At 69.5% G+C, this 23,487-nt stretch carries 19 protein-coding genes and 1 tRNA gene; 11 read left to right on the top strand and 9 right to left on the bottom strand.

What is annotated here, in order from left to right:
• Positions 1–69 precede the first annotated feature (69 nt).
• The gene (locus QC180_RS21595) at positions 70–486 is read left to right on the top strand and encodes a MarR family winged helix-turn-helix transcriptional regulator (RefSeq protein ID WP_278264611.1); all 417 of its coding nucleotides are present in this window, start codon (positions 70–72) and stop codon (positions 484–486) included.
• Here the strand turns inward: QC180_RS21595 and QC180_RS21590 are convergent, their stop codons facing one another.
• Complete coding sequence (locus QC180_RS21590) at positions 487–1,806, bottom strand: lipase family protein (RefSeq protein ID WP_474646507.1); 1,320 nt, start codon at positions 1,804–1,806, stop codon at positions 487–489.
• The gene (locus QC180_RS21585; protein ID WP_278264861.1) at positions 1,806–3,077 is read right to left on the bottom strand and encodes a hypothetical protein; all 1,272 of its coding nucleotides are present in this window, start codon (positions 3,075–3,077) and stop codon (positions 1,806–1,808) included. The genes QC180_RS21590 and QC180_RS21585 overlap by 1 nt, the downstream gene beginning before the upstream one ends.
• A 160-nt stretch (positions 3,078–3,237) precedes the next feature.
• On the opposite strand from QC180_RS21585, the gene QC180_RS21580 reads away from it, so the two are divergent.
• The 3 genes from QC180_RS21580 (at position 3,238) to QC180_RS21570 (ending at position 5,257) form a co-directional block, all read left to right on the top strand.
• The gene (locus tag QC180_RS21580) at positions 3,238–3,417 is read left to right on the top strand and encodes a hypothetical protein (protein ID WP_278264610.1); all 180 of its coding nucleotides are present in this window, start codon (positions 3,238–3,240) and stop codon (positions 3,415–3,417) included.
• 191 nt (positions 3,418–3,608) lie between these two features.
• Positions 3,609–3,851 carry a helix-turn-helix transcriptional regulator gene (locus QC180_RS21575; protein WP_278264609.1) on the top strand — a complete coding sequence of 81 codons (243 nt, stop codon included), beginning with the start codon at positions 3,609–3,611 and terminating at the stop codon, positions 3,849–3,851.
• A gap of 1,091 nt (positions 3,852–4,942) precedes the next feature.
• Positions 4,943–5,257, top strand: coding sequence for a hypothetical protein (locus tag QC180_RS21570; RefSeq protein WP_278264608.1), 315 nt, complete (start codon positions 4,943–4,945; stop codon positions 5,255–5,257).
• Positions 5,258–5,260: 3 nt separating this feature from the next.
• On the opposite strand, the gene QC180_RS21565 is transcribed toward QC180_RS21570, so the two are convergent.
• Both QC180_RS21565 and QC180_RS21560 read right to left on the bottom strand, forming a co-directional pair.
• Positions 5,261–5,959, bottom strand: a complete 699-nt coding sequence (locus QC180_RS21565) for a cation efflux transmembrane domain-containing protein (protein ID WP_278264860.1) — start codon at positions 5,957–5,959, stop codon at positions 5,261–5,263.
• Entirely contained in the window at positions 5,959–6,288 is a 330-nt protein-coding gene (locus tag QC180_RS21560; RefSeq protein ID WP_278264607.1) for an ArsR/SmtB family transcription factor, read from the bottom strand. Before QC180_RS21560 ends, QC180_RS21565 begins: the two co-directional genes overlap by 1 nt.
• 211 nt (positions 6,289–6,499) lie before the next feature.
• Between QC180_RS21560 and QC180_RS21555 the strand changes: the two genes are divergently transcribed.
• Positions 6,500–7,387, top strand: a complete 888-nt coding sequence (locus QC180_RS21555; protein WP_278264606.1) for an exodeoxyribonuclease III — start codon at positions 6,500–6,502, stop codon at positions 7,385–7,387.
• Positions 7,388–7,394: 7 nt separating this feature from the next.
• On the opposite strand, the gene QC180_RS21550 is transcribed toward QC180_RS21555, so the two are convergent.
• Positions 7,395–7,470 (bottom strand) — tRNA-Arg (locus tag QC180_RS21550).
• Between the two features lie 225 nt (positions 7,471–7,695).
• On the opposite strand from QC180_RS21550, the gene QC180_RS21545 reads away from it, so the two are divergent.
• Entirely contained in the window at positions 7,696–8,310 is a 615-nt protein-coding gene (locus QC180_RS21545; RefSeq protein ID WP_278264605.1) for a hypothetical protein, read from the top strand.
• A 3-nt stretch (positions 8,311–8,313) separates the two neighbouring features.
• Here the strand turns inward: QC180_RS21545 and QC180_RS21540 are convergent, their stop codons facing one another.
• Positions 8,314–9,087 carry a DUF1542 domain-containing protein gene (locus QC180_RS21540; protein WP_278264604.1) on the bottom strand — a complete coding sequence of 258 codons (774 nt, stop codon included), beginning with the start codon at positions 9,085–9,087 and terminating at the stop codon, positions 8,314–8,316.
• Positions 9,088–9,185: 98 nt separating this feature from the next.
• Complete coding sequence (locus QC180_RS21535; RefSeq protein ID WP_278264603.1) at positions 9,186–10,325, bottom strand: acyl-CoA dehydrogenase family protein; 1,140 nt, start codon at positions 10,323–10,325, stop codon at positions 9,186–9,188.
• Between the two features lie 72 nt (positions 10,326–10,397).
• Between QC180_RS21535 and QC180_RS21530 the strand changes: the two genes are divergently transcribed.
• The 3 genes from QC180_RS21530 (at position 10,398) to QC180_RS21520 (ending at position 13,147) form a co-directional block, all read left to right on the top strand.
• Positions 10,398–10,997 (top strand): TetR/AcrR family transcriptional regulator, encoded by a 600-nt coding sequence (locus QC180_RS21530; protein ID WP_278264602.1) that lies wholly within the window; start codon positions 10,398–10,400, stop codon positions 10,995–10,997.
• A gap of 18 nt (positions 10,998–11,015) precedes the next feature.
• Positions 11,016–11,396 carry an ArsR/SmtB family transcription factor gene (locus tag QC180_RS21525; protein ID WP_278264601.1) on the top strand — a complete coding sequence of 127 codons (381 nt, stop codon included), beginning with the start codon at positions 11,016–11,018 and terminating at the stop codon, positions 11,394–11,396.
• Between the two features lie 113 nt (positions 11,397–11,509).
• Positions 11,510–13,147: a long-chain fatty acid--CoA ligase gene (locus tag QC180_RS21520; protein WP_278264600.1), complete on the top strand. Its 1,638-nt coding sequence runs from the start codon at positions 11,510–11,512 to the stop codon at positions 13,145–13,147.
• A gap of 112 nt (positions 13,148–13,259) precedes the next feature.
• On the opposite strand, the gene QC180_RS21515 is transcribed toward QC180_RS21520, so the two are convergent.
• Positions 13,260–13,652: an SCO5389 family protein gene (locus QC180_RS21515; protein WP_278264599.1), complete on the bottom strand. Its 393-nt coding sequence runs from the start codon at positions 13,650–13,652 to the stop codon at positions 13,260–13,262.
• 74 nt (positions 13,653–13,726) lie between these two features.
• Complete coding sequence (locus tag QC180_RS21510) at positions 13,727–14,758, bottom strand: nitronate monooxygenase (RefSeq protein WP_278264598.1); 1,032 nt, start codon at positions 14,756–14,758, stop codon at positions 13,727–13,729.
• A gap of 301 nt (positions 14,759–15,059) precedes the next feature.
• On the opposite strand from QC180_RS21510, the gene QC180_RS21505 reads away from it, so the two are divergent.
• A complete protein-coding gene (locus tag QC180_RS21505; protein ID WP_278264597.1) occupies positions 15,060–15,881 on the top strand; it encodes a M23 family metallopeptidase in 822 nt (273 codons plus the stop codon).
• Between the two features lie 242 nt (positions 15,882–16,123).
• Positions 16,124–23,455 carry a non-ribosomal peptide synthetase gene (locus tag QC180_RS21500; protein WP_278264596.1) on the top strand — a complete coding sequence of 2,444 codons (7,332 nt, stop codon included), beginning with the start codon at positions 16,124–16,126 and terminating at the stop codon, positions 23,453–23,455.
• Positions 23,456–23,487: the final 32 nt, after the last annotated feature.

The following is a 23,487-nucleotide window of genomic DNA, read 5'->3' as shown; positions in this document are numbered from 1 at the left end:
GTATGTGCAACTACTTGGAAGAGTTTGCATGTACAAGTAAGCTGATGTCAAGACCGAAGGAGAAGAAAGATGACGACCGACGCTCAGCTCTGGACCGCCGTCCTGACCCTGCACACCCAGGTCGAGTCCCGGCTCGGCACCGCACTGCAACGTCAGCACGGCCTCGGTCTGTCGGAGTACCGCGCCCTCGGCTTCCTCGCCGAGGCCCCCGACAGCGAGCTGCGCATGCAGGACCTCGCCGCGAAACTGGGCCTGAACCAGAGCTCGGTGACCCGCCTGGTCGCCCGCCTAGCCGCCGCCGACCTCACCTATCGCGACCTGTGCCCCGACGACAAACGCGGCGTCTACACGGTCCTGTCGGACGCGGGTCGTGAGCGCTACCGCGCGGCCCACCCCACCTACGAGTCCACCCTCGCCACCGCCCTGGACGCGGCCGCCGAGTCCGACCCCGCGGTCGCGGCCCTGCTCACCCGGATGCGTGGCTAGTCAGTCGAACTGGGCGGCCAGCCAGTCGATGGTCTGCATGCCGAACAGGTCGGTGCCCCAGCCGTAGAGGTCGGTGAGCATGGTGAGCATCCCGCAGTCGGTGGGCTGATAACTCACATCGGTGCCCTGCGCGCGGTAGGCGTCGGCGAGATCGCGAGCGTCCTGGGCGGGCACCAGCGACATGAACGAGTCGTCGGCCCCGCACGAGGCGATGAGCACCTTCGAGGTGGGCGCGCCGGAGCGGCCGAGCAAGTTGTCGTCGAAGGCACGCTGGAAGTCGGGCTCGTCGGCGGGGCTGCGGCCGGTCGCGAACAGCGCGTGCAGCGGCACGAACGGCATCGTGAAATAGGCGTCCTGACACTGCGTCCGATAGAAATCGGCCACCGCCCGCCCGAGCGGATTGAGCTTGTCGTCCACCCGCATCTCCGGGTATCGCGGCTCGAGCCCGAGCAGTGTCGCGAACCCGAATCCCGAACCGACCGACCCGTCGGCCACCCGCAGGAAGTTGCGCTGATCGACGACCATGCCCTCGAGCACCGTCGACTTCACATTCAGCTCCGGCGCGTAGGTGGGCTGCAATTCGGCCGAGAACGCCGCACCCACTCCACCACCCGCGATCCCGAACAGCGCCATCTGGGTCGCCGGGTCCAGCCCCGCCTCCCCGAAGTGCAGCGCCGCCCGAGCCCCGTCGAGCTGGGTGTGCGCGGCGTACTTACCCGCGAAGACCCCGTGCGGCGCACGGTCGGCGTCGTTGCCGACATCGGAGATCATCACCGCGTACCCCTTGCCGAACATCAGCGCCAACGGCCCCAGCGCCGACCACGACGACCCGTCGAACGGCGCGCCCCCGGTCCACTGCGTACTCGGATGACACGACCAGCCGACGCTGTCGTTGGCCTCCTGATACGAGATCAACTTCTTCTCCGCCACCGGCTGCCCGTCACGCGGGATCATCAGGATGCCGGTGCTGATCTCGGGCGTCACCCCGTCCAGCCCGGTGGTGACATACATGAGCTTGTAGGCGTCCAGATTCGCCGGTTTGAGCCCGGTGAACAGTACGTCGACCTTCTTCGACTTCAGCAGCGTGCCCGGCTTCTCGGTCCCGGTCAGCGGGGGCTCGACGTAGAACGGATCGTCGGCGCGCAGGCCACGGAAGATCTCCTCCGGCGAGCCCGGCGTCGCGCCCTGCAACGCACCGACCACATAGCCGTTGAAGATCTCACCGAGCCCCGGTGTGCGCGGCGGAACCGGTTCCGCCGCAGCCATTCCCGCGCTGCCGATCATCAGCGTGGCGGCCAGCGCCGCGGTCCAGTTCCGCATCAGTTCACCGCCATTTCCCGCTCGACCGGCGTGATCTGCAAGCCGCGGATCGCCGAATCCAGCAATTGCGGAATGGTCAGCAGCGGCCGGTGTGATTCCATCTGGATCTCGTACGGTGTCCGCATGGTGGCTTCCAGTGCGGGCCAATTGTTCTCGACCTGGTCCTTGTATTTCGGGAGCAGTTCGGTGGTGATGTAATCCCAGCGCGGGTCCAGTTCCGACCAGTTCCAGTCGGGCAGCGGCAGCGTCAGCAGCGCCGGTTTCCCGTCGGCCATGGTGAACGGAATACGCACCGGCCGGAATTCACGTGGCGGCCGCACCCCGGCCACCGACGGCGACCCCGCCGCCCCGCTGGCATAGGTGATCGCCTCACCCACCGCGCCCTTGTACGCACGGGCCTGATTCCATTGCTCGCCGATCACCCAATCCTGTTCGCGCCGTAGCAGAATGCCATTTCCGCGCGCGATGCGATCGTTGTCACCGGAGGCGATATCGCGCCAGGCGTTCATGATGTCGTCACCGAACAATCCGGCCGCCTGGAATTCCGCGAGCGCGTCCAACCCCTCGGTGACATACGCGTCGTGCATGGGCATCAGATCCGAGAAGATGTTCTTCTGCATCACCAGAATCGCGCCGATGAGGTAGCGCAGGTCCTCGGGTGTGATCTGCGAGCCCGCCTCGGCCAGCGCGAACAGCCCACGCGGCAGCTGCGCCAGCGCCTGCGGCCCCGCTACCTGCCCTACCGCCCCGATCACCGCCCGCGCCGACTCGGAGATCCCCGGCGTGCTGTAGATGTCGGTCATCAGCTCGAAGTCCTCGAGCCCGCCACCGAAATCGGCGCCGACCTGCCCGCCCATCCCCGCCCACTGCAATTCCCGATGCGCCAATTGCAGGTCTTCGTAATACCGATACGAATTGATCAGATTCTGCCGATTGGCCCGCACACCCGCCCGGGGGTCCCAGCTCCGCAGGTCGATCCCCGCTTTCCCCGTGACATCGACGAGCCAATACTGATACAGCAATGCCGCATACCGCGTCGGCGCCACCCTCTGCGCCCTGGCCTGATCCAGCAGTTCCCGCAATCGCGCCCCGTCATACGGCAATTCCGGATTGACCCCACCGGGCCCCTGCGCGGCATCCCGATTCACCAGCGGCAGGTCCAGATATCGGTCCAATTCGGCATCCGCCCCCGCCGGAGCGGCCGCGAGACCGAGCCCGGCGACGGTCACCAGAGAAAGCGCGGCCACCCGAAGAAATCTGCCGATCCGCATCAGTCTGCTCAGCCTTCCGCCGAAGATGACCGTTTCTGATGGAGACAACGAGCTACGCAAACACAGCGCCGCCATCGATGGCAAGCGGACCCGCCGTCCGCTCACCGCCCACTTTTCCTCCACCATTGCCGCTCGCGCCCCCGCGGCGGACACTGGAGGAATGGTTGACAGAGAGCAACGCACACCCTTCTACGGCGTGGTGCTGATTCTCGCGGCACTCGGCGCGTCGATGGCGGTCAGCTTCTACGGCCCCACCTGGATCCGAGTCACCGTCTACATCCTCACGGTGATCCTCATCCTCGTCGGCGGCGTCATGACCTTCCGCGACTACTCCCACTGACCCGCCCCGAAACCCGGCCGCCCCTCCCTGGTCGGCGGAACCGCCACGTCGACTACTGACCTTCTGGCCTCGACCCGCCACGAGGGCCCGCACCGCCAGCCCTGGGTGATCGGTATAGCGATCATTTGATCGCTCACCGTCTATGATCGCTATATCGATCTTCATGCAGTTCTGTCGAGTATGATTGATATATGGATCACGTGCGAGCGATAACCCCGGCCGAATTCGGTCAGGCGGTGCGTCATGCTCGAGAGCGGCGCGGCCTCCACCAAGCGGACCTGGCCGAGCGGCTAGGAGTCACGAGAATGACGGTGTCACGGTTGGAACGAGGCGGTGCGGTCAGCATGGAAACGGCCATCCGCGCCCTGTCCGAGTGCGGCTACGAGACCGTCGTGGTGCCCAAGTTCAGCCGCGTGTCCGTCGAGGAACAGTAACCGGTGGCACGTATCAAGGGCCGCGGTCTGGACGTGTGGTTGTACGGTCACCGAGTCGCCCACCTCACCGAACCCAGCACCTACCGATACAAGCTCGAATTCACCGACGAAGCGTTGGATGTCTTCGGCCATGGAGCACGAGTGCTTTCGCTGGCGCTGCCCTTCGGCACCAAACCGGTCGCCGACGCGAAAGGCGTGGGTGGCAGACCCGTGGCGGCCTTCCCGAAGATGCCGTGCCCACCGCGGGCTCGATCAGGGAACTTTCCGGGGACGAAGTCGACCGGCTCGTCGCCGACCTACCGACGTATCACCTCCCCGAGGGAACGGTCCCGCAGGCGTCCCTGGCCGGAATTCAGGACAAGGTCCTCCTGGTCGCGCGCCCGGATGGAGTCGCCCAGCGAACCGTCCGATCCGTGATGGCGAAGGTGTGGGACGTCGTACACTCGACCGCCCCGCCGCCGGGCACGGAACAGATCACGGACGCGATCGAATCACTGTGGGTACGACGGCATTGGGCTTGACGCGCTCAGCGTGCGGGCGGGGCCGAAGTACCGAAAGCGGGACGGGTCTATATGCCGTTGTAGTGACCGAAGTACCATCCCGGCCCGGTGTTGGGTGGGTTGCCGCCGAACGAGGGCCCTTCGCTTCCTGAGTTGTAGGCGCAGGAGCTCAATCGTGCGATGTACTCCCGGTATTCGGGATCCTCCTGAAATCTCAGTACGAGATCGTCGAATCGTCTGCGCACCGCTCCGGCGACGAATACGGCCCGTACCAGCTGTCGAAACTCTCATCGCTTCTCCTCCTGATTCGGGCGAGTTCGTCCGTGTAACCAGTTGATGCGATCCGGCGAGCCATCGGTTCACTGGAATAGTGAGCTGAATCAACCAGCGTGCGAACCGGATTCACGCACGTCGGCATCACCAAGGTGTAAGACCCACACCGATGAGAGAGGCCGGGCGATGACACATCCCGAGAACTCCAACCCTCCCCAGCACCCCGCTCCGCACGGATTCGGCACCCCCGTCATGTCCGCGGCCCCGTCCCGACCGCTGTCTGCCATCGGGGGTGGCGTTACCGCCATCGCCAGTGGATTGCTCGCACTGCTCACGATCGCCGTGCCGTGGGTGGAGATCGTCTTCGGGTCGTTCTCGCTCAGTGAGCTCGCCGAAGACGGAATCGGTGGCACCGTCAGTGAATCCGCCGCAGCGGCAATGTTCTTCTACCTGTTGGCCGGTGTGGCCGGTGTCGGCTGCGGCATCGTCGGTATCGCCGCGAACAAGCGCATCGCGATCATCATCGCCGCGCTGGGTGTGCTCGGCTCCGGCGTCGCCACCAGCCTGGCGACGCTGATCGGTTTCGCGGGTGGCGCGCTGCTCCTCGCGGCCGTATCCCGCCTGCCGAAATAGTGGTCATCGCCGGTCGTCATCGTTGCAACAGGCGCATGCGTCGACCACGGCGTCTTCGGCACGTGCGCCGATCGGCGTTGTGGGGCAACAGGTATCGCCCCGCCAGGCGTTTCGGCCTTCCTTGGCCGCGATCCCGGCGATCACCAGGGCGGCGATCGGGTCGGCCCAGGACCAGCCGAGGAGGCTGTTGAGTAGCAGCCCGGCCAGCAGTACGGCGGAGAGGTAGGTGCACAGCAGGGTTTGTTGGGAATCGGCCACCGCCGAGGCCGAGCCGAGTTCGCGTCCGGCGCGGCGTTGGGCGGCCGAGAGCACCGGCATGATGGCCAGGCTCACCGCGGCCAGCGCGATCCCGACGGGGGAGTGCGCGGCCTCGCCGACGCCGAGCAGCGCGCGGATCGAGTCGACGGTGACGTAGAGGGCCAGCGCGAAGAAGGAGAACGCGATGATCCGCAGCGCGATCTTCTCCCGCTTCTCGGGATCACGCCCCGCGAACTGCCAGGCCACCGCCGCCGCGGAGGACACTTCGATCACCGAATCCAGCCCGAAGCCGATCAGCGCGGTGGAGGACGCTCGCGCTCCCTCGCTGAGCGCGATGACGGCCTCGATGACGTTGTAGGTGATGGTCGCGGCGACGAACCAGCGGATCCGGCGCGTCAGCACCGCTCGGCGCGCCGGATCCGCGGACACGCCCAGGGAGACCATCAGCAGCACCCGTCGGTATCCGAGGCCGGGCAGCACGCAGGGTCGACGGTCAGAACCAGTCCGAGCAGGTCGTCGAGAGCGGCCGCGATCCGAGCGTCGGCCAGCTCGTAGCGGGAACGTCGACCTTCCGGCACGGCCACGACCAGCCCACAGCCACGCAAGCAAGCCAGATGGTTGGACAGGATCTGGCGCGAGACCCCGATCGTGTCGGCGAGATCGGCGGGATAGGCGGGACCGGAACGCAATTCGAGCAGCACGCGGGTGCGGGTGGTGTCGGACAGGGCGTGCCCGAAGCGGGCGAGGGCGTCGGTGTGCAGGGCGGCTTCCACGATCTCAACAGTACATCCGAATCTGTATTCATGGAATCCTGAACTGATGGCGCGAACGCTGCCCCTCGAACTCTCTGCGCGATGGCCGGGTCGGCGTCGGTGCGTTGATCGACAGTTGCGCATCATGGGCGGGCGATCATCCCGAAGAACACGACTGGTGCGTACCGGAGCTGCCCGGGTGGGCCGCAGGGCACTCCGGCACAGTGTTGCCATGGGTTCGTCGGTCGCTGACTCTTTCACTGTCGCCACTTTCAATGTCAACGGAATCCGCGCGTCACGTCGTCGTGGATTCGATCAGTGGTTGCGGACCAGGTCGGCGGATGTGGTCGGGTTGCAGGAATTGCGTTGTCCCGCAGCTGATGTGGGAACCTTCCCGGGCTATTCGGCGGCGGTGGACGTCGGTTCCGTGGCCGGTCGTAACGGCGTGGCCGTACTGACGAAGGTTCCCGCCGCTGCCGTGCGAACGTGGGTGACCCACCCACCCAGGGCCCGCGGACTCGGTGAGTTCGCCACGCAGGGGCGCTACATCGAGGTCGACCTGGCCGACCGCCCGGTGACGGTGGCCTGCCTCTATCTCCCCAAGGGTGGTTTGCCCGCGCATCTCCAGCGCCCGGGATCGATGCGCGAACTGCCCGACGGTGGGGTCAGGTACGAACGGAAGCAAAGGTTCCTCGCGGCGTTCGCGCGCGAAGCGCATCGGAACCGGCTCGCGGCGCTGAGTGCGGGACGCGAGTTCGTCCTCACCGGCGACCTGAACATCGCGCACACCCACCACGATGTGACCAACTGGCGTGCCGCCCGCACGATGGACGGCTTCTTGCCCACCGACCGTGAGTGGTTCGGTTCGGTTCTCGGCACGCGCCGCCTCGTCGACGTGGTGCGACAGGTGCACGGCGACCGCCCTGGCCCGCTCACCTGGTGGAGCTGGGCGGGTCGATCCTTCGCCAAGGATGTGGGTTGGCGAGTGGACCACCAACTCGCGACACCGGCTCTCGCCCGCCTCGCGGCGACTGTCGTCGTAGACAAGGAACCCTCACCCACCGAGCGACTCTCCGACCACGCTCCACTCGTGGTGACCTACTCGGCGATGCCGACCTGAGAAGTCCTGGTGCCCTCGGCAGGATTCGAACCTGCGACACCCGCTTTAGGAGAGCGGTGCTCTATCCCCTGAGCTACGAAGGCGGGGGTCCCTGGGGGACGAAGGGAGTCTACCGGGTGGGGGTGGGGTGGTTACAACCTTGGTGGTGGGGCGACACGCCGGATGTGAAATGGGTGTGGGGTGGGGTACTCAGGGGTGGGTGATCTAGCGTTCGGTTTGTTTCCGCCCCGTGGGGCGATGGTGCGCATGCTGAGTGTTCTTCTTCCGAGGAGTACCTGGTCATGGCTGGTCGGGCGGGTTTTCGAGGGGTGCTGGTCGCGGTGGCGGCGTGTGGGGTGCTGGGTGGGTGTGCGGTCGAAGGGGGGTTGGTGGGGAGGGCGGTGACGTCGGAGGCCGATCCGGCGGTGGTGGCGCGGGCGGCGGAGATCGAGGGGGCGGGGCCGCGGGTGCAGGCGGGGATGGTCGCGTTCTATCGGTCGGTGTGTGTGGTGCAGACGCGGTATCGGGCCGATCTGCAGGCGGCCGAGGCGGGTGGTGGGCAGTTGACGCCGGTGCAGTATCGGGACGCGGCCGCGGCCATGTTGACGGCGCGGGCCACGGCGGCCGACACCGCGCGGCGGGGGGTCGCGGAGCTGCCGATTCCCGAGTTGTTCCCGGACGAATGGCGGTCGGCGCAGGCCGAATTGATCCTGCTGTTCGATGGTCTGCATCTGGCGGACCGGTCCCGCGCGACCGAGATGGCGGCCGTCGATCCGGGCGATCCGGATCATCTGAAGACCGCCGCGCGCGAGCTCATCGCCGCCTCGGCGCAGCAGATCGCGAACCAGAATCCGCGTGTCCGGCTGGTCGCCGACCGGCTGCCCGCCTCCGAACAGGTGCGGCGTGAGACCGCGGAACTGGCCGAGTGTCAGACCAGGAGCTGAGGGTCAGGCGAACCCGCCGTCGAATCCTCCGTCGAAACCGGTGTCGGTGCCGCCGCCCCAGCTGGGATCGTCGAAACCGCTCGGGTCGTCGAATCCGGTGGGGTCGACGCCGGGGTCGCCCTGGTCGAGGGCGGCTTCCCCGGACCCGTCCTCGAACGCCTGCGCGTCGTACCCGACTCCCGGCATTCCGGCGAACAGCGACGTGAACAGCAGCGCCGACCCGGCACCCCACGCCCCGGCGATCAGGGCGGGCCGCCACCACGGTTCGGAGTACCAGCCTGCCGGAACGGGCCGCCCGGCGACGCGGCCGCCGGGGTAGTAGTTGGGGGTACCGGGGGACGCGGCGGGGGAGGCCGCGATGCGGCGGCCGTCGTGTTCGATCACGCGGGGCTGGTCGACGCGGCCAGCGACGTCCTGGCCGGGGAGCGGGGGGATGGGCGGGCCGGGGTCCATGTTCATAGCGGTGCGGGCGGCGGCGATGTAGTAGAGGCCCTCGACGGCGGACTGTTTGGCCAGGCCCGCCTGAGCGGCGGAGGTGGCGCGGTCGATCTGGCCGCCCGCGGCGTTGTAGCGCTCGGAGGCGTCGGCCAGGGCTTGACGAGCGGCCTCGTTGCGCGGGGTGAGCTGGTAGACCTGCCCGCCGAGCCGCTCGATGGTCACCCTGGCGTCGGCCTGGGCCTCCTCGAGCTCCCTGGCGGTGCGCCGGTTCTGTTCGGCGCGCAGGTACAGCAGCAGACCCACGCAGACGATCACGATCACGATCAACCACCACAGCATCGCGCACCTCTTTCGCCCGAGGTCTCGAGATGCCGTCCAGTTTACTGAATGGTTGCCCGAACGCGTCGACCCGCGTTGAGCAGCGCGTGGCGGGATAGCTACCCGGCGAGATGGCGAGCGATAACCAGGCGCTGGATCTGATTGGTGCCTTCAAAGATCTGCATGACCTTCGCCTCGCGCATGTAGCGCTCCACGGGGAAGTCCTGGGTGTAGCCGTAGCCGCCGAAGACCTGCACGGCGTCGGTGGTCACCTTCATGGCGGCATCGGTGGCGACCAGCTTGGCGACGCTGGCCTGGCGCGAGTACGCCAGACCGGCGTCGCGGCGGCGCGCGGCGTCGAGGTAGGTGGCGCGGGCGGTGTCGACGGCGGCGGCCATGTCGGCGAGGACGAAACCGAGACCCTGGTGGTCGATGATCTTGCGGCCGAACGCCTCTCGTTCCTTGGCATAGGCGACGGCCTCGTCGAGGGCGCGCTGGGCGACGCCGGTGGCCACGGCGGCGATGCCGAGGCGGCCCGCGTCCAGGGCGCTGAAGGCGATCGAAAGGCCTTGTCCCTCTTCGCCGATGCGGCGTTCGGTGGGGAGGAAGGCGTCGTCGTAGGCGGCGGTGGTGGTGGGAATGCCGCGCAGGCCCATCTTCTCCTCGAGCTTGCCGAAGCTCAGGCCCGCGGTGTCGGCGGGGACGAGGAAGCAGGAGATGCCGCGCGAGCCCTCGCCGGTGCGGGCGAACAGGGTGTAGAAATCGGCGCGGCCGCCGTTGGTGATCCACGCTTTGGTGCCGGTGAGCCGGTAGCCGCCGTCGACGGGGGTGGCGCGGCAGCGCAGGGCGGCGGCGTCGGAGCCCGCGTGCGCCTCGGAAAGGCTGTAGGCGCCGACGGTTTCGCCGGAGAGCATGGTGGCGAGCCACTGCTGTTTCTGCTCGTCGGTGCCGTAGGTGAACAGGGGATGGCAGCTCAGGCCGTGCACGCTCACGGCGACGGCGACGGCCGCCCAGCGGCTGGCCAATTCCTCGAGTACCTGCAGGTAGACCTCGTAGGGTTGCGCGCCGCCGCCGAACTCCTCCGGATACGGCAGGCTCAGCAGCCCGGCCGCGCCGAGCGCCGGGAACACGCCCTCGGGGAAGACGCCGGTCTTCTCGCTCTCGGCGACGCGCGGTTCCAGGACCTTGTCGGCGATGTCGCGGGTCAGCTCGATCAGCTCGCGCGCTTCGTCGGTGGGCAGCATCCGGTCAACAGCCATGTCGGCAACAGTACGTCCAGCATGGAATTACGTGCAAGGCAGCACGGAATTTTCTGCCTCTATACTGGTGCGATGTCCGCGCTGCCGCCGAACAAGCACCAGGAGAAGAGTCTGCGCACGCGCACGCTGCTGCTCGACGCCGCCATCGAGAGCCTGGCCGAGGTCGGCTACACGGGCGCGTCGATCGCCGACATCACCGCGCGCGCGGGTGTCACGCGCGGGGCGCAGCTGCACCAGTTCCACACGCGCGGCGAGCTTTTCGCGCAGACCATCGGTCATCTCACCGAGCGTCAGCGAGAAGCCATGCAGCGCAAGGCGAAAGCGGTGGCGGCCGAGTCGTCGGCGGGGGCGGTGCTGGTGGGGTTGGTCACCGCGACCTTCGCGGGGCAGCTCGGTCGCGCGGCGGTGGAGCTGTATGTCGGCATCGCCAACGACGCGCCGCTGCGACGCGAGATGTTGCGCGTGCAGCACGATCTCACCGTCGAGCTGCTCGATCGCTGCGCCGCGCTCATCGACCCCGCGATCCCGCGTGACCGACTGGAGAGCACGTTCTGGCTCACCATCAATCTGGTGCGCGGGGCCACCCTCGACGAGATGGTCGGGCGGGACCGGGCCCGGCGCAAGCAGGTGCTGGCCGACTGGACCGCCCTCGCGGACCTGGCCCTGAGCTGACCGAACTATTATCTGCGCATGAACGCAGATGCCCGCCCGCCACTGGACGAGGACCAGGTCGGCCTGGTGGTCGAGGTGTTCCGGATGCTGGCCGACGCCACCCGGGTGCAGGTGCTGTGGGCGCTGGCGGACGCGGAACTGTCGGTCAACGAGCTGGCCCAGCGGGTGGGGAAGCCGGGGCCCTCGGTCTCGCAGCATCTGGCGAAATTGCGGATGGCGCGGCTGGTGCGGACCCGGCGCGAGGGCACCACCATCTACTACAGCCTCGACAACGACCACGTCCGGCGGCTGGTGGTCGACGCGGTGCACAACGCCGAGCACGCCGGACCGGGCGTTCCGGCGCATCATCGCGGCCCCGGCGCCCAGCCGCCGCACGACCCGCCGCCTTCTTCGCGCTGACCCTTCGTGCCTGCAGGAATGTTGCCGGAGGAAACAATCTCCGAACGCATACTTTTCGGTAGCATCCGGTGTGACGTGGCTCATGCCATGGCAGGGACCGAAGGAGCACCACAATGCTGAGCACCATGCAGAACGACCAGCTGTCGCTGGCCACACTGCTGAACTACGCCGCCACTTTCCAGGGCGATTCGACCGTGTCCACCTGGACCGGTGACGGCGTGCGCACCATGACCTACCGCGAGCTGGGCGCCGACTCGGCCCGCCTGGCCAATGCGCTGCGTGGGCTCGGCATCGGCGAGGGCGACCGCGTCGGCACCTTCATGTGGAACAACAACGAGCACATGACCGCCTACATCGCGGTGCCCGCGATGGGCGCGGTGCTGCACGCGCTCAACATCCGACTCTTCCCCGAGCAGCTGGTGTTCGTCGCCAATCACGCCGAGGACCAGGTGGTTCTCGTCGACGGCACGCTGCTGCCGCTGTTCGCGCAGTACCTGCCGAACCTGAAGACCGTCAAGCACGTGATCGTCGTCAACGGTGACGCCGCCGCGCTCACCGCGCCCGAGGGCGTCACGGTGCACGCCTACCGCGAGCTGCTCGACGGCCAGTCCGCCGAGTTCGACTTCCCGGTGATCGACGAGCGTTCGGCCGCCGCGATGTGTTACACCTCGGGCACCACCGGTGACCCGAAGGGTGTCGTCTACTCGCACCGCTCCAACTGGCTGCACGCCATGCAGGTGAACTCGCCCAACGGCATGGGCTTCCAGGGCTCGGACTACGTGCTCGCGATCGTGCCGCTGTTCCACGCCAACGCCTGGGGCCTGCCGTACGCGGCGCTGATGTCGGGCGCCAACATCCTGATGCCGGACCGTTTCCTGCAGCCCGCGCCGCTGCTGGAGATGATGGCCTCGGAGAAGCCGACCTTCGCCGCCGCCGTGCCGACCATCTGGGGTGGCGTGCTGGCCGCGCTGGCCGCCCAGCCGCAGGACATCTCGCACCTGCACACCGCCGTGGTCGGTGGTTCGGCGGTGCCGCCGTCGATGATGCGCGCGTTCGAGGAGAAGCACGGCGTGCGCATCCTGCACGCGTGGGGCATGACCGAGACCTCGCCGCTGGGCAGCGTCGCGCACGCGCCCGCCGGGGCCGAGGGCGAGGAGGCCTGGGCCTACCGCTACACCCAGGGCCGCTTCCCGGCCAATGTCGAGGCCCGCCTGGTCGGCGACGACGGCAAGGTGGTGCCCAACGACGGTGAATCGCTCGGTGAGCTCGAGGTGCGCGGCGCCTGGATCACCGGCTCCTACTACTCGCCCACCGGCGCCGAGATCGACCCGGACAAGTTCGACGACGGCTGGCTGCGCACCGGCGACGTCGGCAAGATCAGCCCCAACGGCTACCTCACCCTGGTCGACCGCTCCAAGGACGTGATCAAGTCCGGCGGCGAGTGGATCTCCTCGGTGGACCTGGAGAACGCCGTGATGGGCCACCCGTCCGTGGCCGAGGCCGCCGTGATCGGCGTGCCCGACGAGAAGTGGGACGAGCGCCCGCTGGTGGCCATCGTGCGGGCCGAGGGCTCGGCCACCGAGGCCGCCGAACTGCGCGACTTCCTGGCCGACAAGTTCGCCAAGTGGCAGCTGCCGGAGCGCTGGACCTTCATCGCGGAGGTCCCCAAGACCAGCGTCGGCAAGTTCGACAAGAAGCGCCTGCGCGCCCAGTACGCCGAGGGGGAACTCGAGGTCGTCACCCTGGGCTGACCCGGAAAACCGACAGCGGGCGTGGAATTGGATTCCACGCCCGCTGTGTCGTATTCAGTTGTCGGATTCTGTTGTGCGATGCAGTTGTCGATATTCAGTTGTCGACCGGAAGTCAGCAGTTGCGCAGTTCGGGGCTCTGGTTCAAGAGCTGGGCGCGGGGGCTGATGTAGCGGGTGTAGGTCTCGCCGCCGACCGAGGACAGTGGGAAGGCCGCGACGCGGTGGCAGTTCTGGAAGGCCAGCTTGACGCCGAAGTGGCGTTCCAGGCCGCCGCGGATGGCGTCGGAGGCCAGGGCGCGCAGCAGCTGGCCGCGGGCGACCTCGTCCGGCGGGGGTACCACGTTGTCGGCGAATTCCGCGTCGCCGTCACGCAGTTCGCCCGCGACCCGGCTCACCACTTCCCAGGCGTAGGGCAGTGATGTGCGGACGCATTCGACGAATTCCGCGTCGTCGATATCGCCCTGTTCGGCGCGTTCGAGCAAGGCGGCGGGTACATCGAGGGACATGGCGCTCTCCTCCAGCTTGGGGCGGGGTGTGCCTGTCCGAGTCTAAACGAAATTCGTTGTCAATAACCCTGGATTCAATCCGAAAGTGCTTTTCGGAGAGCGCTTTTCGCGTCAGCGGCGAGGTCGCTGACCAGTTCGCTTGCCGATTGCCCGGTGCTCAGCGCATGGGCTTGGCCCGCCCATAGGTTCACCTCGTCGGGGTTGCCCGCGGTCCGCGCGGTGGCCCGCAACGGGGCGGTGGCGTAGTGGATTTCGGGGTAGGCGGCGGGCGCGTCGGCCGAGTGCTCGACGAGGAAACGGTTGCGGATGCCGCGCGCGCGTCGTCCGGTGAAGGCGCGGGTGAGCATGGTCGGTTCGGTCGAGCCGAGCGCGGCGCGGTGCACGGGGTTGGTGCCCGCCTCGGCGCAGCGCAGCAGGGCGGTGCCGAGCTGGGCGGCCCGCGCGCCCGCGGCGAGTACGGCGGCCACGCCCGCGCCGGTGGCGATGCCGCCCGCGGCCACCAGCGGCCGATCAGTGACGGCCGTGAGCAGTTGCAGCAGCGGCAGCAGGGCGAGTGCGTCGACCGGGTCGTCGGCGGGGTCGTCGACGAAACTGGCCCGGTGTCCGCCCGCCTCGGCGCCCTGGGCGATCAGCGCGTCGGCGCCCGCGTCGAAGGCGATGAGGGCCTCGGCGGGGGAGGTCACCGTCACCCAGACCTCGGTGCCGACGGCGTGCAGGCGGTCGATCTCCACGGCGGTGGGACAGCCGAAGGTCGTCGAGACCACCGCGACCGGGTCGGCGACCAGCAGGTCGAGCTTCTCGTCCCAGGCGTCGGTGTCGTGGGTGGGGGTGCCGAGGGGGAAGCGCGCGCCGAGTTCGGCGAGGTAGGCGGCGTAGTCGGCCGGTTCGGTCACCGGGCCGGGGGAGAAGAGGTTGACGCCGAACGGCGCGGCGGTGGCGGCGCGGGTGGCCGCGATCTGCTCGGCGAGCGCCGCGACGGTCAGGTATCCGGCGGCCACCTGGCCGAAGCCGCCCGCGGCCGAGACCGCGGCGGTGAGTTCCGGTGTGGTGGGGCCGCCCGCCATGGGCGCGGCGACGATGGGGACACGCAAGCTCTCGAGCACCATGGCTCAGAGTCTGCTCGTCCGGGCGCGTGTTCAGCCCCCTGGCACTCGATGTGAGCCGTCGGACACGACGTCCGTGACTGTGCGATACGTCATCTACCTGCGTTTATTCCCCAGAAGGTTGCGGAATGATCACGGCCGAGTAGAGTTCCCGTCACAACGGATGCCGAACCGTTACAGACAGTTCGGCACCGGGTACCACTTCGGAGGCTCCCGGACCGGCCCCGCCGGTGACGTTTTCCTTGTAGTCGGACGCTAGGACGAAACGTTGTCGCAGCACCGGGTTGGCCCCGAATCGATCTCCGTGCAGGCTCTGCTGGGTGACGGAGCGGCCGGGCGCCCCAGCAGGCACCGTGCCGAGCCCTCGCGGACCGATCGGGTGCGCGTGGCCGCCAGCGCCGCTGTCGCCACCGGTGCGCTGGTCGGCATCGCCGCCCAGATCGCCCCCACCATCGCCTACGCCGCCCCGCTGCTGCCGACCCACGACGACGTGCAGGATTCCGTCGTCCCCGAGTCGGCCCGCCAGGACGTGAACCTGGTCGCCGCGCAGGAAGTCTCCGCGCACACCGAGGCCCCCACCCAGGTCGACGCCGTCGCCGCCCCGATCGCCGCCCCCGTGGCCGCGCCGTTCGGCATCGGCAACCTGCCGCCCGAGATCGCGGGCCCGCTCAGCCAGGTCGAGGACATCATCCAGGGCATCCAGCACCAGGTCGCGCCGCCGCAGAGCGTGCGCCCGGTCGCGGGCCCGATCAGCTCCGGCTTCGGCTCCCGCTGGGGTGCCATGCACTACGGCCTCGACTTCGCCGACCAGATCGGCGCGCCCATCCACTCCGTGTCCAACGGCACCGTCATCGAGGCGGGCCCGGCCTCGGGCTTCGGCCTGTGGGTGCGGGTGCTGCAGGACGACGGCACCACCGCCGTCTACGGCCACGTCAACGAGATGCTGGTCAGCGAGGGTCAGCGGGTCAACGCGGGCGATGTCATCGCGACCGTCGGCAACCGCGGCCAGTCCACCGGCCCGCACCTGCACCTCGAGATCTGGGATCAGGGCGGCGCCAAGATGGACCCCATGCCCTACCTGGCCGCCAAGGGTGTGCCGCTGGAATGGGGCCCGTCCTCGCACTGAGCGAGCGTTTTCGACGCGAATTCCTTCGCGTGAGCACAGTGGCGGTGGTTGGCTATGACCCCCGTCACTTTGCCGTTGAACCGGCAACACCGTCCGGGGTCGGGCCGATACTCCTCTGGGCCCCGAGTGCTGGGGGCACCGGCGCGACCGGCAGGGCGATGTCACCGGTCGATATGATGGCTCGATCTGCACGGTGCGGTGTCGCCGCGCGTCCAGGCTCGATGAGAGGTGAATGAACCCGAATGGAAACTGCCCGTCGTTCTGCCCGCGGTAACCGCCGTCGCCGGTCGAGCAGTCCGACTTTCGGGCAGTTGCTGACGGCAGCGGTCGAATCGGCCGCCGAGGCCGTCGCCCTTCGGTTCAATCCCACCGGCGAGCCCGCCGACCAGCGCGAACTCACCTACCGCGAACTCGACGAGCGGTCCTCCCAGCTGGCCCGCGAGCTGATCGGGCGCGGTGTCGGCCCCGGTGACATCGTCGCCGTCGCGATCACCCGCTCGGTGGAGTCGGTGCTGAGCGTGTGGGCGGTGGCCAAGACCGGCGCGGCCTACGTGCCGATCGACCCCGCCTACCCGGCCGACCGCATCGCCCACATCGTCACCGATTCGCGGGCCGTACTCGGCCTCACCACCACCGCGCATCGCGACAGCCTCGGTGACAGCACCGCCTGGCTCGAACTCGACGACCCCACCCTGGCCGCCGCCGTCGCGACCCGCCCCGCGCACGCCATCTCCTACAGCGACCGGGTCCGCACCCTCGACGAGCGTCACCCCGCCTACCTCATCTACACCTCCGGCTCCACCGGCCTGCCCAAGGGCGTCGCCGTGACCCAGGCCGGACTGGCGACCATGGCCGCCGTCGGCAGGCAGTACCGCATCGACGCCGACGCGCGGGTGACCCACCTGAGTTCGCCCAGCTTCGACTTCTCCCTGATGGAGATGCTGTTCACCTTCAGCGCTGGCGCCACCCTCGTGGTGGTGCCGCCGACGGTGTTCGGTGGCGTGGAGCTGGCCGATCTGGTTCGCCGCGAACAGGTTTCGCACCTGCTGATCACGCCCGGTGCGCTGGAATCGGTCGACGTGAACGCCGTCGAGAGCGTGCGGGTGGTCGTCACCGGTGGTGACAAGCTCGGCCCGGAACTGGTGGATCGCTGGGCGGCGCGGGGCCGTTCGGTGTTCAACGCCTACGGCCCGACCGAGGCCACCGTCATGGTGACCACCGGCGAGATGGTCGCCGGTCAGCCGGTGACGCTGGGTTCGGTGATCCCAGGTGTGGCCGCGTTCGTGCTCGACGCGCGGCTGCGGCCGGTGCCCGCCGGAGTGGTCGGCGAGCTGTATCTGGCGGGACCCGCACTGGCACAGGGCTATCTGGATCGCCCCGGCCTGACGGCGGAGCGGTTCGTCGCCAATCCGTTCGGCGCCGACGCCGGTGCGCCCGGTGGCCGCCTCTACCGCACCGGTGACCTGGTGCGCCGCAGCGCCTCCGGCGATTTCGAGTACCTGGGCCGCTCGGACTTCCAGGTCAAGATCCGCGGCCTGCGCATCGAATTGGGCGAGATCGACAACGCGCTCACCACCCACCCCGACGTGGACTTCGCCGCCACCCTGGGCCGCACACTGGCCAGCGGCGCGACCTCGCTGGTGTCCTACGTGCTGCCCCGCGCGGGAGCCGCGGTGACCCCGGCCGAGCTCACCGCGCACCTGGCCGGGCTGCTGCCCGCGTACATGGTGCCCGCGGCGGTCATGCTGCTCGACGAGATCCCGCTGACTCCGGTCGGCAAGCTGGACCGGAAAGCGTTGCCGGAGCCCACCTTCACCGCGCGGGCCTACCGCGCGCCGAGCACCCCGGTCGAGGAGATCGTGGCCAGGGTGTTCGCCGACCTGCTGGTGCCCGACGACAGCGAACAGGTCGGCGCCGACGACGACTTCTTCGAGCTGGGCGGCAACTCGCTGCTGGCCGCGCAGGCGGTGGCCCGCATCGGCACCGCGCTCGAGACCCGGGTGCCGGTGCAGCTGGTGTTCGAGGCGTCGACGGTCTCGACGCTGGCCGCGCGCGTCGAATCGCACATCGGCGTCGGCACCGGTCATCCGCTGACGGCGCAGGACCGCCCGGAACAGATCCCGCTGTCCTACGCGCAGCAGCGGATGTGGTTCCTCAACCGGTTCGATCCGGCCAGTGGCGCCAACAACATTCCGCTGCCGGTGCGGCTGTCGGGCGTGCTCGACCTGGCCGCCATGCGCGCCGCGGTCACCGATCTCGTCGCCCGCCACGAAGTACTGCGCACCATCTACCCGGTATATGGCGTCGCGACCGAGGGCCCTGCGTGGTCACGCTCCGCTACCGCCTCCGGGCCCGCCGATCACAACGCGGTGGTCGATGGCGACGCCGTGCAGTTGGTGCTGCCGGTCAGCGATCCGCGCGCGGTCCCTCGCCTCGAGGTGGTCGACGCGACCGCCGAGCAGCTGCCCGCGCTCATCGGTGAGCTGGCCGTGGCCGGTTTCGACGTGACGCAGGCACCGCCGGTGCGGCTGCGCCTGTTCCGTCTCGGCGAGCGGGAACACGTGCTGCTGTGCGTGGTCCACCACATCGCCGCCGACGGTTTCTCCATGGCGCCGCTGACCCGCGACCTGATCTCGGCCTACTCCGATCGCCTGCGTGGGCTCGCCCCGCGCTGGCACGCCCTGCCGGTGCAGTACGCCGACTTCACGCTGTGGCAGCGCGACACCCTGGGCGCCGAGTCCGACCCGGATTCGCTACTGGCCCAGCAGATCTCGTTCTGGCGTGACGAACTGGCCGGGTTGCCCGAACAATTGGACCTGCCCGCCGACCGTCCGCGCCCCGCCGCCATGACCAATCGCGGCGCGAGCTACGACTTCCGCATCCCCGCCGAGGTGCACGCCGCGCTGGATCGCCTCTCGCGCGAACACAATTCGACGCTGTTCATGGTGGTCCACACCGCGCTGGCGGTGCTGCTGGCGCGCCTGTCGGGCACCACCGACATCGCGGTGGGCACGCCGGTGGCCGGGCGCGGTGAGGCCGTGCTCGACGACGTGATCGGCATGTTCGTCAACACCCTGGTGCTGCGCACCGAGGTCGACCAGGCCCGCGGCTTCGGCGAGCTGCTCGGCACGGTCCGCACCACCGACGTGGCGGCCTTCGGTCACGCCGACGTGCCGTTCGAGCGGCTGGTCGAACTGCTCGATCCGGCCCGGTCCATGGCTCGCCACCCGCTGTTCCAGGTGATGCTCACCTTCCAGAACCTGGCGAGCACCGAACTGCAACTGCCCGGGCTCACCGTGGCCGGGGTCGACCTGGCCACCCCGTTCGCCAAGTTCGACCTGGAACTGACCATGGTGCCGCTGGAGACCGACGGGGTCGCCGACGGTGTCTCGGCCGCGTTCACCTACGCCACCGACCTGTTCGACGAGGCCACCGTCGCCCGTTTCGCCGACCGGCTGGTGCGCCTGCTCACCCAGGTCGTCGCCGATCCGGCCCGCCCCGTCGGCGCGATCGAGCTGCTCGAGCCCGCCGAGCGCGAGCGAATCCTGGTGGGCTGGAACGACACCGCGCACACGCTGCCCTCCGCGCTGCTGCTCGACGGCTACCGCAAGGCCGTGGCCGCGCACCCCGAGGCGATCGCGGTGGCCTACGAGGGCGCCGAACTGACCTACCGCGAGTTCGACGAGCGGGTGAACCGGCTGGCCCGGCTGCTGGTGCGGCGCGGGGTCGGCGCGGAAGCGCTGGTCGGCCTGGCCGTGCGGCGCTCGCTGGATCTGGTCGTGGGCATGTACGCGATCGTCACCGCCGGTGGCGCGTACGTGCCGCTGGACCCGGATCACCCGGCCGAGCGCATCGCGCACATTCTCGACACCGCGCAGCCGGTGTGTGTGCTCACCACCACCGCGGACGCCGTCGAGGTGCCCGCCGGGACGCCGGTGATCACCCTGGATACCGCCGCGCTGGACGACTTCTCGGCCGAGCCGCTGACCGCCGCCGAACTGCTGCGTCCGGTGCTGCCGCAGCACCCGGCCTACGTCATCTTCACCTCGGGCTCGACCGGCCGTCCCAAGGGCGTCGCGGTCTCGCACGCGGCGATCGACAACCAGACCGCCTGGATGCTCGCGGAGTACCCGCTGGGCCCGGGCGACGTCTACCTGCAGAAGACCGCGACCACCTTCGACGTGTCGCTGTGGGGCTACTTCATGCCGCTGCGCACCGGCGCCAAGCTGGTGGTGGCCACCCACGACGGGCACCGCGATCCGGCCTACATCGCCGAAACCATTGCGGCCCAGGGCGTCACGGTGACGGATTTCGTGCCGTCCATGCTCACCGTGTTCGCCGCGCACACCACCGCGGGCTCGATCCCCACACTGCGCGACGTGTTCGCCATCGGCGAGGCGCTGCCGCCGGAGACGGTCGCGGCGCTGCGCGCGGTGTCGAGCGCGCAGGTGCACAACCTGTACGGCCCCACCGAGGCCGCCGTGTCGGTGACCTACTGGCCCGCGGGCGAGACCGATCGTGGCTCGGTGCCGATCGGCGTGCCGCAGTGGAACACCCGGGTCTTCGTGCTGGACGCGCGGCTGCGTCCGGTTCCGGCCGGGGTGGTCGGCGAGCTGTATCTCGCCGGTGACCAGCTCGCGCGCGGGTATGTCGCGCGGCCCGATCTCACCTCGGATCGGTTCGTGGCCAACCCCTTCGAGCCCGGCGCGCGCATGTACCGCACCGGTGACCTCGTCGTCTGGCGTACGCCGACCGCCGACACGCACGTGCTGGAATACCTGGGCCGCACGGATTTCCAGGTGAAGTTCCGTGGTCAGCGCATCGAGCTCGGCGAGATCGAGACCGCGCTGCTGGCCCAGCCCGAGGTCAGCCAGGCCGTGGCGATCGTCGCCGATTCGGCGGTCGGTGAGCAGCTGGTGGCCTATGTGGTGCCCAAGCCGGGCGCCGAGATCGAGCAGGCGCCGCTGCTGGCCGCCGTCGGGGAATCGCTGCCCGCGTACATGATTCCCGCCGCCGTGGTGACGCTGGACGCCTTCCCGCTCAACACCAGCGGCAAGCTCGACCGCAAGGCCCTGCCCGCGCCCACCTTCACCGCCGGGGTGTTCCGCGCGCCGAGCACGCCGACCGAGGAGATCGTGGCGGGGGTCTACGCCGACCTGCTCGGTATGGCCCGCGTCGGCGCCGACGACGACTACTTCGCGCTCGGCGGCAACTCGCTGCTGGCCACCCGCGCCGTCGCCCGGATCAACGAGGCCCTCGACGCCGACCTCACCATCCGCGACCTGTTCGAGACACCCACCGTGACGGCGCTGGCCGCCCGCGTCGGCGCCACCGGTGCCGCCGCCGGTCGACCCGCGCTGGTGGCCGCCGAACGGCCGCAACGGATTCCGCTGTCGCTGGCCCAGCAGCGCATGTGGGTGCTCAACCAGCTCGACCCGGCCTCGGGCTCCTACAACATCCCCTTCGCCCTGCGCCTGTCCGGCGACCTCGATGTCGCCGCTCTCGACGCGGCGGTGCTGGATGTGCTCGGCAGGCACGAGTCGCTGCGCACCCGCTTCCCCGCCGTCGACGGCACGCCGGTGCAGGAGATCCGCACGGTCGCCGAGGTGCTGCCGAAGGGCCTCGAGGTGGAGACCACCACCGAGGTGCTGACCCGGGTCGCCGAGCTGGCCGAGGCCGGTTTCGACGTGACCGGTGAGGTGCCGCTGCGCGTGCGACTGCTCACCGACGGTTCGGCCGCCGACTGGCTGCTGGTGTTCGTGGTGCACCACATCTCCGCCGACGGCGCCTCGCTGGCACCCCTGGCTCGCGACCTGATGACCGCCTACGTGGCCCGCGCCGGACAGCAGGCCCCGGCCTGGACCCCGCTGCCGGTGCAGTACGCCGATTTCGCGCTCTGGCAGCGCGAGGTGGTCGGCGCCGACGACGAGCCCGGCTCGGGCGCCGCCGCCCAACTCGACTACTGGCGCGAGCAGCTGGCCGGTCTGCCGCCGCTGCTGGAACTGCCGCAGGACCGCCCGCGTCCGGCCGTCCCGACGCTGCGTGGTGCCACCACCGAACTGCGGCTGCCCGCCGAGGTGCACACGCGGCTGAACCAGCTGGCCCGCGACCACAAGTCGTCGCTGTTCATGGTCGTGCACGCGGCGCTGGCCGTGCTGCTGGCCCGGCTGTCGGGCACCGCCGACATCGCCATCGGCACGGCGGTCGCCGGTCGTGGCGAGCGCGCGCTCGACGAGTTGGTCGGCATGTTCGTCAACACGCTGACCCTGCGCACCCCGCTCGATCCGGCCGGGTCCTTCGACGAAGCCGTCGACCTGGCCCGCGATACCGACCTGGGCGCCTTCGCCCACGCCGACCTGCCGTTCGAGCGGGTCGTCGAGGTGGTCGCGCCGGGCAAGGGCAGCGCGCACAATCCGCTGTTCCAGGTGGCGCTCACCTTCAGCAACAACGAGGCCGCCGCGCTGGAACTGCCGGGCCTGACCGTGACCGCGCTGGAGACCGCGGTGGCGGCCAAGTTCGATCTGCAGGTCGACGTGGAACCGCGCTTCACCGACGCCGGGGAGCCCGACGAGCTGGTGACGCTGTTCAACTACGCCACCGACCTGTTCGACGAGGCCACCGTGCGCACCCTCGGCACCCGCTTCGCCCGCATCCTCACCGCCGTCGCCGCCGACCCGCAGCTCTGTATCGGCGACATCGACATCCTCGACGAGCAGGAACGCGCCCGGCTGCTCGGTGGCGCCGAGCAGACCGCCGCCGCCAGCGCGCCGACCGGCGGCACCACCCTGGCGCAGGCGTTCGCCGCCGCCGCCGAGGACGACCCGGACGGCCCGGCGCTGGTGTGGGGCGAGCAGTCGCTGACCTACGAGCAGCTCGACGCCCGCTCCTCGCGCCTGGCCCGGCTGCTGATCGGCCGGGGTTTCGGGCCGGGAACCGGTGTGGCACTGGATCTTCCGCGCGGGGTCGACTGGGCCGTCGCGGTCTGGGCCGTACTCAAGTCCGGCGCGGCCGTGGTGCCGGTGCCGAACGGTCGCGACAGCGGCGAGCCGTGCGCCAAGATCGGGATCACCCTGGGCAGCGCGCCCGCGGGGGAGATCGACTGGGTCGTGCTCGACGACGCGGCGGTGCGGACCGAACTGTCCACGCAGTCCGCGCGTCCGGTGACCTACGCCGACCGCACCAGGGCCCTGCGCGGCGGTGACCCGGCCTTCGTCGGCGCCGACGGCGTGCGCAGCTACGACGAACTCGCCACCGCCGGTGCGCGGGTGCGCGCCGACGCGGAATTGACCTACGAGTCACGCACCTTCGGCCACGGCGCGGGTGACAGCTTCGCCGCCCTGGTCGAGCCGGTCGCCGCCGGGGTGGCCGGTGCGTCGATGGTGCTGGCGAACTCGGACGCGCTCGCCGAGGAATGGGTGAGCCACCTGTTCGGCGACCGCGCCGCGTTGGAGACGGTCGACACCGCCGAACTCGAGGACCTGCGCGCCGTGATCGCCGACGACGCGGCCCCGGGCAACCCCGGTCCCGCCGAGGTGGTCCTGGTACTCGAGGATCTGCGCGCGCCGGTCGCCTGAGACCACCCGCGCGCGAGCGAAGGGCAGGCGAG

Origin of the sequence: Nocardia anocheti (assembly GCF_029675105.1) — a bacterium.
GTDB lineage: Bacteria > Actinomycetota > Actinomycetes > Mycobacteriales > Mycobacteriaceae > Nocardia.
This window is presented reverse-complemented; position numbering and strand designations above follow the sequence as displayed.